Source organism: Dyadobacter sp., from assembly GCF_039919315.1.
GTDB lineage: Bacteria > Bacteroidota > Bacteroidia > Cytophagales > Spirosomataceae > Dyadobacter.
Map to the genome: position 1 here is coordinate 137,049 of NZ_JBDSFX010000033.1, position 10,758 is coordinate 147,806.

The window sequence follows — 10,758 nt, forward strand, 5'->3', positions numbered from 1 at the left end:
TTCAGAGATTGATTGTAACTGTGTTGCTAAGTAGGGTCTCGGCCAATTTGACCAGCCCTATCCCATATTGTTCTGCTAGTATTTCGGCAAGCTTTTTTTCTTCCGCGGTCTTGCGCCGGCTGTACCATTTGATCGGGGCCCGGGGCACGTCCGGCTTATGAATCGAGTAGCGTTTCCGGAGCAGGGCAGAATTCATATTCACACCCCGGCCAACACCCATATCGATAAACCGGCCGTACATTGGGAAGTCAATGGTAAGCTTATCGTTTCCGGACGCGCCCATACTCAGCTTGGTTTTCCAATCATCATAAAGGCCCCGGGTGCGATCGCTTTTTTTCCCTTTGGTCCGGTAGACCTTTTTGTCGAGCTCGTGACGGAATCGGTCGACAGTGATTTTCAGAAACTGCTCGTAAGTCCCTTTCAGGTTAATTCTTTTGTTGATATCCAGATCCTGGTATTTCATCGCGTCCTGTAGCCCTCCCCGTCTAGCATGGCCCAGGTCACCCATTTGTGCAGGCCGCGTGGGTTACCGGCTGTCAAGTAGTTGACGTGCGGCTCGATCACGGTCCGGTGCCCATGGATATAAATGGCTTCCTTGGTTGATTTTTTGGTCGAGATCTGGTTGACATCGTAGTCGGTGACATTCTTGCGGTATTCGATAAGAAAGCCCTGGGTCGTTTCAGCAGCAGTGAAAAGCCCGTCCTGCCAGACATAAGCCACGATATCAGCGAAGTGCGTCTGCACGCTGTTGTTTTCGTTATTCTCGCTGGAATAGTTTTCGATTTTGAGCTGGATCCAGCTATTGATCAACTTGGCATCTGTGGCGCCATTTGGTTTCAAGAGTTTGGCAATGGTCTGCCGACCTTCAAATTCAGCCATCACAAATCCATCCTTTGCAGGCAGATCATACTTCATCTGCTGCAACAGGTACCGGCCCAGCACCTGGTTGGAAAGTTTGAATCCGATCGGCACAGACGGGCTGATCAGTGACAGTGTGGACAGGCTGAGCCTGGCGGCAACGGTAACCTCTTTGGAGCTTGCCAGAAACTCATAATAGGCTTTCTGGTAGCGCGTCCAGATATCATCCGGCTCACCTGGTTGCAGTGAGAGCTCGCCAAAGATCCTGTACTTGGAATCATAGCTGACCGAGCTGGCGTACGGGTACAGCTTTCCGGATGTATCTTCTTTGAGGCCCCAATAGATGAGCATTCGAAGCGCCCAATCGTTTTTGGCCGGTGGGATTGCGTCTGGATCGTTGGAATCGAAATACGGTGAGTAGTTTTCGGATTTTTCGAAAAAAGGGTCGGCCAGGTTACCAGGCTGCTGCGCGGCTGGAAGTAACCAGGAAGGGCCGGCGTCGGTCTGATCACTGGTATTTTTAAAGCTGTCCATACGGAGCGTTCCGACAGCAAGGGAAATCGTGGTTTGTTTGGTTCCGACACTGAAAGAAAAGGTACTTCTAAGCTCTTTCGGCTGGATATTGTTCGAATCAAATGGGTAAGGATGAAAGCGGACGTATTTATCTGAGGCGTCAGAAAATGTATCAATTCTAAACCCTTTATTATCGGATTTCTCAATCCCTTCCGTTCCAGGAATGATAAACTCAGATATGTCGACATAGGTGCTACTTTCTGCCAGCGATTTGTAAGTATTAAAAATGGCCTTGCGATTGGTTACGCTGATATCAATGCTCACTCCCATATAAGACCGGACTGCTTTGAAGAGCTCTGATATCGAGTGATCACCCAAGTGCCGGCCGATCTCGACACTGTAGCCGGTGGTCTCTACGGTTAGCCCGGGCGTGGTCTGGGTGTTAAAGATCACCAGGCGCGAAAGGACCGGATCGCTAAACAATGTTCCGGACGCTGTAAATCCCAGCTTACCACAGACATAGCTGATCAGCCAACCCAGGTAAACCATCGGTACCAGCAGCCGGTCACCAGATCCCAGCAGCGTATCCGAATAAGTAGGTTGGGAAATTCCAGGATAACAGACATTAACGATCGTCGGCCGCGCGTAAGAGCTGGTAGGTTTAAAATTCTCGTCGACCATTTCATAGTTATGAAAAGGCGGGAAAACGATCGGATATTGATTGGGCGGTGCGGTAGCGAGTTTGAGCATGGTGGCCACCTGCTTGGTTTCGTCAGTGCCGACAAAAAAGCGCTCAGTGACAAATTCGCGGACCGGTACGTTTCGGATCTTATCGGCAATTTCTCCCAGGTCGATCAGCAGTGCGGCATCGGCGTAGGCGCCAGTCGTTGAAAATGTCAACAGCGCCCTGAACTGGAAAGGCCCGGACCGAACTGATACGCTGATATCAGGTTCAACCGGGCTTTCTGGCAAATGGCTGTTTGCTATGAAAAGGCAATTATTTGGCGTCAGGCCAAATTTGAAGGGATACGAGTAGCTTCCCCGGATTACATCATCCGTGTCGAAGATGGTCGAATTGATCTCGATCGTCAGAATTTGATCGATGGGAAGTTCCAGCGTGAGCCCCGCAGCATTTCGTATTTCAAGCATGGAAGATGATCAGAAAACCTAGCCTTGAAAAAATGGCCAGTACTGCCAAAAGGATAAGACTAAATACTGCCGTTAAATGCCCGGGAATCTTTTCGGGCCTTGGCAGCTGCCAGGCTCCCTGAATGGATTTGAAGCAATGATCCCAGTCCAGCAGATTCAGAAATCCGGCGCATCCCAGGCCCAACCAGGTAAGGGTTGATTGCGTCCAGTTCTTACCGAGCACGCTGCTGATACTTTCATCGCGCCGGCCGAAATGGTAGCACCCATTTTTTAGAAACAATGCATTCAAAAGGGATGGGTAGGCCACATTGCCGTACACGTCAAGCGCGTATGCACCATCAAAAAGTGAATCGGCCAGCCGGTTGCGCCTGTCTTTATATCGGATTGAGTCTACGATCGTCGATATCAAAGCAGCCACGGCCAGGCCTGAGCAGCATATTACCGCGAAGAGAAAGAGGGAAAAACTAATTAAGAGTCTCACTGTATTGACTGGTTATAGTGATGAATACCTTCTGCTCGGTTTTGATGGAATCTTGGATTTTTTTAAAGAGGTCCTCAAAAGCCGGCTTGGACGTACCGCCTTTGATCCGGTAGTCACTGCCAACGTTCTCGTAGGCCTTGCCGGTGATCAGGCAGCCCTCGGTATCCTTGTCGCTGTTTCCGGTGTGAATAAGGATACCGGCAAAACCAGGCACGTTCAACAGCCGCGGCAGTAGCTTTTTGAAACGTGGTGATAAAGCGATCGTGACCTGGTACCGCCCGGTCGGAATGGCCGTAGCTGCTTTTACTTTCAGCGCCTGAATTTTAGCCAGTGTCATCGACCCTGTCAGTCCGCGGTCACGATCTTCCAGGAAGTAGCATTGGTGTACGCCGTCGACGGTAACCGAGGATAGCGTCGAGTTTTCGCCTTTGCCCCACCGGGTCACTAGGATTTCCATCGCTGCAAAAATTTAAAGGCTGGGAAATCGTGATAAGCCTGCGTGCAGATCCAGAAGAAAATGCCGGCATTGTAAAAAAGCACCTCGTAGCTGGTACCCGATGGGTGGGCAGCTTTTAGGATCATACAGAAAGCCCCAGCCAGGACCAGGACTAGTGAAAAACGCTCAAAAGGTGATTCTTTCAGTCCGCTGGCCAGCCTGATCAGGCTGAGCAGCATGGTGCCGACCAAGAAAAGGATGTTCATGGCATTGCTAAGATGCGCTGTTGTCAGTAGTTCCATTGTTTAGGTTGTTAGTGATTTTGTCAAAGATTTTATCGATCAGGCGCTCGACGAAATTGAACCCCCCAAAGCCGATCGCAAAGGCAAGGGATTCTAGGCTTTTTAAACTGGCCATTTCAGCCACCAGGGCGGTCACGTAAACAGCCACCAGGTAGTTGGTCAGTACCGCGGCAATGATGGCGTTGCGGCCGCGCTTTTTTCCGTTGAGCAGGAAAACCATAGTTCCGATAAATGCAGCCATACAAATACCCCGGGAAGCCGGAAAAAAAATATCCCAAATTGACATCGTTTGTGAGGGTTAACGATGTGCAATTTGGGATGTCCAACAAAAAACCGATGGGACAAAAGGTTGCCCCACCGAAGCATTTTTTAGCTATACCTTCCTACATTCTTCGCGTACTCATCTGCAACGGCAGTGCTTCCGGTCCTTCCTGATATAGTTAAGTTCTCCAACGACCAACGGAATACAGTCCCTTTAAGCCAGGTACCAATTAACCAGCTCTGACCAGCTGGTGATGCCAGAGGCCCGGTCAATGCCACCGGAGACCCCTGGGCTACGCCATCCACATAGAAAAGCATTGTATTATTTTCAAATACGCCCATCAAGTGATGTACTACTCCAAGTGTTATGTCCGTAGTTTTAGGAGAAGTACCTGACGAACTCGAAGTTCCAGCTGTAAAACGAGGCCTTTTACCAGCTGTACCAGAATCCAAGCCTGATTGCAAATTAGGTACAGTTGTTGATGAATACCTGCCTAATAGCTTACTAAACGGATTCGTATTTTCTTCACCCCCGGAAGGTAGCGTAAGCCAAACACTAAGTGCAAAATTTACATTGCCCAATGCCCCGATATCGTAACCTGTACCCATGGAAATTTGACCCGTCGCCTCAGTGAATTTAATTCCTTTTCCCCCAGTATAAGTCATGAAAGTGGCAGTAAAACATTGCGCGTTCGGGCCTCCGGCAACCAGGTTAACTAGTTGAGTAAGGTTCGGCATGCTGGTAGCCTGCGTTGGATAACAAATTGGATTAGACGGGTCGAACAAAAACAGATGCCCTTTTGTGAGCGCAGCGTCATTCGGGTAGTAGCGGTCCATCGTGTCATCGGTGACAGTAGCCGGAAGTTTCTGCAATAATCCTTGAGACATAATTATATATTTTTTGAAGTTAATACAGCTGAAAGGGCGTTAGCTATGGTCTGCGCGCCCAAATCAGACCAGTGCGTCGCATCATCCGCAAATTCAGTCCAAACACCAGCAATTTTTATGATCTCATTGCCAACTGTGCCATTTGCTGTACGCAAGTAATAGTCAAGATCATTCCCACCAGTAGGAAGACCAACTGCCGCCCAAATTCCCAGGTAATTACAAGTAGATTTGGTTGGCTTACCTGCTGACTCGTTGAAAAATGATTTTGGTGGAATGTGGTAAGTCGCCGCTACCGCTGCTTCTGTCATTCCAGGGAAGCGCAGATCGATAGTTGTTCTTCCTACCGCTGCATCAAGCATGGCCTGCCGGGTATTGAAAAACTGCTGTGGGAATGCTGCACGGTAAAACTGTTCCAAGTCAGCAATAAAGTTGGTGCCGTTTAAACTGTTGGTACCATACGCTGATTCCGCATTGTCTACAACCATCCGGACGCCATTCCAAGTACATATTTGCGTCCCGGTAAAGGACATAAACAGCACTCTTTTCTGACGCGACCCTAAAAGCGATTCTACCAAAAAAGCGGCACGTTTCATTGCCGTCGTATCCGAGCCATCATTTTGACCGCCCATGACAATCACCGTTTTGCCCTTATTCAGATCGCCCTGCGTGAGAATATTGTATTTCAGCATACGCAATTCTTCGTCAAAGGTCGACCCTCCGTAAGTATTCAGAGTTACAGACCGGCCAGTAGCAAGGGCCAGTTTAGTAGCGGTACCATTTACTCCAAGCATGGAATCAGATATTGCATGAATATCGTCAGTTGCCCGCTGGATAATGCTTCCCCGTTGCCCATAAGCTTTCAATGTCACAACCGTGTTACTCTTATCGGCGCGACGGATCATGTAGTCAGCTGCGCTTCGGCAAGGCATGTGAAAGGATTGACCGGAAAGAATGGTTTTCATCTTACCTTCAAAAACGCCCCAGCCACCTAAGTAGATAACAAAGTCGCCTATGTTGACGACCAGACTGCTCGCTGTGATCGTGCCTGAAAAAGTCACATCGTAGATATCTCCATTTTTGGGAGAAACAGGGGCAAAGGCTGATGAATTACAACTTCCCATGTAATAATATTCGCCCGCTTTGCTGCGTATGAACCGGGCATAGCGAGGCCCGCCAGCTGTTTGGGCCCCATTAAAATATATGCGGTCGTTAACCAAATACTGAACGCCCCCAAAAACACCGTCAACACTGATGTTCCAGTAGTCGTCCGAAAAGAAATTACCGTCACCAGGAGCAGCTTGAATCGCATAACCAGAAGCAGTTTTAACCAGCAAATCGCCGTGTTTAAAAGTTAATCCCTGCCTCGTTATAGCGACAGATCCCGCATCCATAGTCCAGAAATCGCCCGTTGATCCAGCAGGTAACGCTGGGTATGAGTTTGCCGCAAAATGCCCGTACACACCTTTGTCCACCAATCCTATCGTTCCAGCAGTCCCCGAAGAAACGCCGGCAGCATTGGGGTCAAAAGTACCCCGAAAGGACTTCCCGCGTATGACTAAATTACCACTGTTGACAATTTGGATGTCAGCACCTGTGTCATTCAAGCCCTTCAAATACGGAGTTTCAACTGAGATAAATTCGCGGAACCGCGAACCAACTGAATCCGTTTTTTGGAAAACCGGAATCTCAACAGCCCGGATAAGACCGTCTGAGACGTAGGAAACATCATTCACGTTGGCAGCATTGAGCCGGTTGAATGATGGCGAAATCAGTTTGTTAATTGTGGCCTGTGAAAGCCAGTTTTCCTTAATGGACCGGTCGGGAAATTCAGGTCTTTGAATGAAAAACTCACCCGTTTTTTTTGTCCCGTGAATAATCCTGAAGAGCTCATCTACTTTCAAGTCCAGGTACTGAGAATTAGTATTGACAAAGTAGGTCTGGATCAAATTCTTTACGTCTGTTGCAAGTTTTGACTCCGACACGGCACCGTCGCCTACCACCGGATTATTAAGTTTTGTCCGGACCGCGCTGGCCAGCCAGGCTTCTACAATAGAATTAGCTGGCAGCTCTGGTTTACCTATTTTGAACGTCCCATCTTTCTTGACAGCAGTTATAATATAGTTATTATTGGAAACATCAAGTTTGAGGTAGTCACTGAAAGTGTTGTCGAATGATTCGTATATCAACGATTTGACGGCCAGTGCAAGCTTGGTGTAGTCGATCGAACCTTCTTGAATCGCATCTGCATTAACTGAATTTGGCGTCATACTATCTTCTTTAATTTCAAACTTGCCTACAATGACTCCGTCTTTTCGTATTGCCCACAATATTCTATTTTCACTATCAACTTTCAATTCCACAAAAGGTGAATTGTCAGGAAGTTGCTGAAAAAGGGACTGCAACCATCCTACAAGCGTTTCCGCGCTAACAGTATTCAAGCCGGGCTTGATGGGAGGTGACTGATCGTAAGAGGTACCATTGGAGATCAGTTTCCTGCCTTCTTCATAAAGGACCAGGCCTGCTCCCAGGTTTCTGGACGCGGTCCGCCCGATGATGTAATAAGATCCAGCCGGCAGCACCGTCGACACGTTCGGAATATTGTCAAGCGGGTCCCAGAAACCTTCGTAAACAGTGCCTTCAGTCAGCATTTCCTGCATCTGCTCTTTGATCAGCTCAGCGCCCTGTTTACTTTGTTCTGCGGCAGCAGACTCGTTTTGAATTGCTTCAAGGAAATCCTGCGGTGTTTCCAGGTTTGCAAACCGCGGAACCAAGCCGTCCAGCTCAGTATTTTCCTTGTACCAGTATTCTTTAAGGCCGCTACCATCGTCGACAAATCGGCTTTTTCCGATCGCTCGGTAATCCTGCGGGGTTCCATTATGTGCAGCCAGAATCGAAGGCCATGGCTGGCCGTCCTCCTGATATTGAAAGGCGATGTCAGGAGAATTGCTTAGGTTTCTTATGCCGCCGTGTATTTCTGTATAAGACATGACTATGGTCTAAACTGAGTTGTTGTTGAAAATTGTGTTTTTGACGATGAACGGTAAACGCGCCAGTTTCCGACGATTCCGATCACCGCGAACACTTGTCCAGGGCCGATCGCGCCCTGATCAAGTCCTGAGCCATACCAGGTCGTTTTAATGGGCTCAGTTTGTTGCTCGACAAAATACAAGTGCATCGGTGCTGTATTACCTGGACGAAAATCGGCAGTGATGGTCCCGCCTGGCGCGAATTCGCCAGATCCTTGCAATACCACGATCTGGGCTTCCACCAGCATATCAGAAGTGCCAATCCATCCCCAGTAGGCTTTTTTGGTAGTTCCCGAAAATGGGACAGTCGACAAAGTGATTTCTATTATATCTTCTTCGTCCTTTGTCAAAATGGTTACACTCATGAGATTGGCTTGGTTACATCTTCTGTTACTGTGAATGTTCCGCGGAAGCGGGTTTTTACTTTTCCGTTCGGATAGGTTTGTTGCATGTCAAAAATGAACTCGCCGGACGGCAGTGCTGCTGTAACCACATCCGATAAAGCAAGAACCAGAACACCGCCGCCACTAACCTCGATGGTGATCTCCAAGCCGGCACTTGTCAGTTCTTTAATTAGCTGGGTACCGTTTCTGATCTGCATCCGGTAAGTGCTCGGAGACAGGTTCTCTTCGACCCCATTGCGCTTAATCCGGATCCAGCGTTCAAACGTGTCGCCTCGATAGGTGACGATGTTAAGCCCGTTAGCCGGGCCGGTTATTGATGTTGCCATTATTTAAGTTTTGATTCTGCCCAGCGGCACAAGATGAATAACAAGCAAAAGACCGCAAGCCAGACTCCTAGCAGCCCGCTCGCATTAGGCTCTTTATAATTGTTGCGAGCATAGGTCTGAACCTGTTTTTCTTCCTGCTTTTTCTGCTCGACGTGTCCGGCCTGCTTCTCGGTTTTCCTAAAAATGAGGCGCGGTGGCGCGCTGATCAGCGCGGATGTGTCGACGGCTGGACGCTTTTTAGCGGTCCGCTGCGCGTCTTTGCCCGATAGCCCAAGCCTTACAAAAAGGCCTCTTGGATGCTTAGCCGGCGGTACGAAGATATCCGGAAACTGCCCCAGGCTATCGCCCTGGATGTAAGGTAGCAGCTCGCCTGGTTCCAGGCTGATCTCGGTGACCGTTTCGGTTTGCCAGGCAAGATTTGTCTGCTCGCTGCGCGTGATCGTACTGTCGGCCCGGGCGGCGTTCCTTTTGACAGATCGGCATGAAAAAATGCCCTGAGCGCTCAGGAAGACCAGGGCGCTGAGAAGTAGAAAAATGAGGGATTTACGTATCATGATTGTCAGTAGGTTTTAAAAATGAGTCCTTCGGATTCAGCATTCAACTTGGCCTGTTCGGTCCAGCAGATAAAAACATCTTTCATAAACCCGCCGATTTCCTGCTTGGCGCCAGGCAGAAAATCAGTCACATAATTACCTTTCGCTATAAGCCCTTCGAAAATGAAGTTCTTAAAGCCGTCCAGGTGTTTCATCCGGTTGGAAGGAATGTACCAGGGATAGTGTACCCCTTCCCGCCCTTCGCTCTTTTGCTGCTCAATAAAGTCCAGCATCGATTTTAGTTTTGCACCGGCATAATCTTCCAGATTAGTGCGGTCAATTGCATTTGTGATATCCATTTTTTAGAATTTTACATATCTGGTTTGTCCCCCGTACACCCTGCCCAGGCTTGCACTCCACGCACCATAGGTAAGTGTTACATTGTCTTCGTACTCATCGGGCGATAAAAACCCATTATTGTAAACTGCGACCCTGCCTAACGGCCCCTGGCCAATGATAGGTGTCCCACATTTTTGGTCCGCAGTATCCTTCATGGCAAGCATACCCATGTTGAGCGGGCCATAGCCATTTAAGTGCAATCCAGCTGATCCGGGAGCTGCCACAAATGTTCTCCGGGAACTGGTGTAGGAAGCATAGTACAATATGTTATCGTAACCTTCCAGGGTTAGAGCAGCCTGGTGACCGGCCATGGTTGCATCCACCACAGTTGCATAGAGGGTATCTTTCATCCCTTCCACCGAATTCTCAGGAGCGCCATTGCTTCCTGGTACATAGGACTCCTCAGAGCCGCCAGTTGGCGTCCACCTTATGTATTGTGCTGCCGGTGTATAAGTTGAGATCTTCGTCGGATCTTGTCCATAGGAACCGCCTCCATCCCAGAGCATGGTCCCACGCTTTCCGATGAAGCAAGACCAAAAGCCCATATCCCAATGCTCTCCGGCATTGCCAGCGATCGGCGTATTATACCGGCTCATAATTTCTCCATTCGGGAGCGGGATTATGTCTCCACTACGAACTTCCTCAGGTCCGATCTGGCCCGCCTCGTCCCTCATGAGCGATTGGCTAAGGATTGTACCGAAAACCATCCAGTCGCATTCGTGATCTTCGCCCTGATAGGTTTTAGAGCCGATTTTGATCCGTTCGTTTGCAAAAACAAGCTCTAACGGTATGTTGTATAGCGCTACACCGAAATACATGTAATAGGCGACATTTGCGTTCCGGTCCTTATGCTGTTGCGAGGTGTAAAAGGCGCAGTCCCCTACGTGCCAGGTTCCGCTGTCGATATTCCAGGTAGCGTGCGCTTTGGTTGAAAGGTATTCCGCTACGATGTTTTTGGGGTGCCGAAAGAGAAAACCCTGATCGATCAGACCATAGAAATTATCGCCGCCGTAAGAGCCAAAAAGCCCTGTGTTGCGCTTGTTGATTCCAGGAAACTGCTCTCTGAAAAGATCCATAATCCCTTTGTAAGCAAGCCCGACACGGCTACCGATGTTGGTATCCTGTCCTTGGGCATTTTCCGGATACTCATCGGTAACGATCGAATCGGGCGTCAATCCAAAA

13 protein-coding genes are annotated in these 10,758 nt (G+C 48.9%); all 13 read right to left on the bottom strand.

Features of this window, described 5'->3' with window-relative positions; genetic code table 11:
• Position 1: 1 nt before the first annotated feature.
• Positions 2–463 carry a hypothetical protein gene (locus tag ABIO93_RS09790; RefSeq protein ID WP_348067000.1) on the bottom strand — a complete coding sequence of 154 codons (462 nt, stop codon included), beginning with the start codon at positions 461–463 and terminating at the stop codon, positions 2–4.
• Positions 460–2,520, bottom strand: coding sequence for a hypothetical protein (locus tag ABIO93_RS09795; protein ID WP_348067002.1), 2,061 nt, complete (start codon positions 2,518–2,520; stop codon positions 460–462). The genes ABIO93_RS09790 and ABIO93_RS09795 overlap by 4 nt, the downstream gene beginning before the upstream one ends.
• Positions 2,513–3,001, bottom strand: coding sequence for a hypothetical protein (locus tag ABIO93_RS09800; protein ID WP_348067004.1), 489 nt, complete (start codon positions 2,999–3,001; stop codon positions 2,513–2,515). The genes ABIO93_RS09795 and ABIO93_RS09800 overlap by 8 nt, the downstream gene beginning before the upstream one ends.
• Positions 2,985–3,458 carry a DUF5675 family protein gene (locus tag ABIO93_RS09805; protein WP_348067006.1) on the bottom strand — a complete coding sequence of 158 codons (474 nt, stop codon included), beginning with the start codon at positions 3,456–3,458 and terminating at the stop codon, positions 2,985–2,987. The genes ABIO93_RS09800 and ABIO93_RS09805 overlap by 17 nt, the downstream gene beginning before the upstream one ends.
• Positions 3,446–3,739, bottom strand: coding sequence for a hypothetical protein (locus ABIO93_RS09810; RefSeq protein WP_348067008.1), 294 nt, complete (start codon positions 3,737–3,739; stop codon positions 3,446–3,448). The genes ABIO93_RS09805 and ABIO93_RS09810 overlap by 13 nt, the downstream gene beginning before the upstream one ends.
• Positions 3,711–3,980 carry a hypothetical protein gene (locus ABIO93_RS09815; RefSeq protein WP_348067010.1) on the bottom strand — a complete coding sequence of 90 codons (270 nt, stop codon included), beginning with the start codon at positions 3,978–3,980 and terminating at the stop codon, positions 3,711–3,713. Before ABIO93_RS09815 ends, ABIO93_RS09810 begins: the two co-directional genes overlap by 29 nt.
• A 128-nt stretch (positions 3,981–4,108) precedes the next feature.
• Positions 4,109–4,888, bottom strand: a complete 780-nt coding sequence (locus ABIO93_RS09820) for a LamG-like jellyroll fold domain-containing protein (RefSeq protein ID WP_348067012.1) — start codon at positions 4,886–4,888, stop codon at positions 4,109–4,111.
• 2 nt (positions 4,889–4,890) lie between these two features.
• A complete protein-coding gene (locus ABIO93_RS09825) occupies positions 4,891–7,875 on the bottom strand; it encodes a hypothetical protein (protein ID WP_348067014.1) in 2,985 nt (994 codons plus the stop codon).
• 2 nt (positions 7,876–7,877) lie between these two features.
• A complete protein-coding gene (locus ABIO93_RS09830; protein ID WP_348067016.1) occupies positions 7,878–8,279 on the bottom strand; it encodes a hypothetical protein in 402 nt (133 codons plus the stop codon).
• The gene (locus ABIO93_RS09835; RefSeq protein WP_348067018.1) at positions 8,276–8,644 is read right to left on the bottom strand and encodes a hypothetical protein; all 369 of its coding nucleotides are present in this window, start codon (positions 8,642–8,644) and stop codon (positions 8,276–8,278) included. Before ABIO93_RS09835 ends, ABIO93_RS09830 begins: the two co-directional genes overlap by 4 nt.
• Positions 8,644–9,198, bottom strand: a complete 555-nt coding sequence (locus ABIO93_RS09840; RefSeq protein WP_348067020.1) for a hypothetical protein — start codon at positions 9,196–9,198, stop codon at positions 8,644–8,646. The genes ABIO93_RS09835 and ABIO93_RS09840 overlap by 1 nt, the downstream gene beginning before the upstream one ends.
• A gap of 5 nt (positions 9,199–9,203) precedes the next feature.
• A complete protein-coding gene (locus ABIO93_RS09845; protein WP_348067022.1) occupies positions 9,204–9,536 on the bottom strand; it encodes a hypothetical protein in 333 nt (110 codons plus the stop codon).
• 3 nt (positions 9,537–9,539) lie between these two features.
• Positions 9,540–10,758, bottom strand: a 1,219-nt coding sequence (locus tag ABIO93_RS09850) for a hypothetical protein (RefSeq protein ID WP_348067024.1), incomplete at its 5' end; no start/stop codon positions are given.

Excerpts from the sequence above, each read along its gene's own strand:
- ABIO93_RS09810 (WP_348067008.1), bottom strand. The coding sequence starts at position 3,739 with ATGGAACTACTGACAACAGCGCATCTTAGCAATGCCATGAACATCCTT.
- ABIO93_RS09835 (WP_348067018.1), bottom strand. The coding sequence starts at position 8,644 with ATGGCAACATCAATAACCGGCCCGGCTAACGGGCTTAACATCGTCACC.
- ABIO93_RS09805 (WP_348067006.1), bottom strand. The coding sequence starts at position 3,458 with ATGGAAATCCTAGTGACCCGGTGGGGCAAAGGCGAAAACTCGACGCTA.
- ABIO93_RS09825 (WP_348067014.1), bottom strand. The coding sequence starts at position 7,875 with ATGTCTTATACAGAAATACACGGCGGCATAAGAAACCTAAGCAATTCT.
- ABIO93_RS09845 (WP_348067022.1), bottom strand. The coding sequence starts at position 9,536 with ATGGATATCACAAATGCAATTGACCGCACTAATCTGGAAGATTATGCC.
- ABIO93_RS09790 (WP_348067000.1), bottom strand. The coding sequence starts at position 463 with ATGAAATACCAGGATCTGGATATCAACAAAAGAATTAACCTGAAAGGG.
- ABIO93_RS09795 (WP_348067002.1), bottom strand. The coding sequence starts at position 2,520 with ATGCTTGAAATACGAAATGCTGCGGGGCTCACGCTGGAACTTCCCATC.
- ABIO93_RS09840 (WP_348067020.1), bottom strand. The coding sequence starts at position 9,198 with ATGATACGTAAATCCCTCATTTTTCTACTTCTCAGCGCCCTGGTCTTC.
- ABIO93_RS09830 (WP_348067016.1), bottom strand. The coding sequence starts at position 8,279 with ATGAGTGTAACCATTTTGACAAAGGACGAAGAAGATATAATAGAAATC.
- ABIO93_RS09815 (WP_348067010.1), bottom strand. The coding sequence starts at position 3,980 with ATGGCTGCATTTATCGGAACTATGGTTTTCCTGCTCAACGGAAAAAAG.
- ABIO93_RS09820 (WP_348067012.1), bottom strand. The coding sequence starts at position 4,888 with ATGTCTCAAGGATTATTGCAGAAACTTCCGGCTACTGTCACCGATGAC.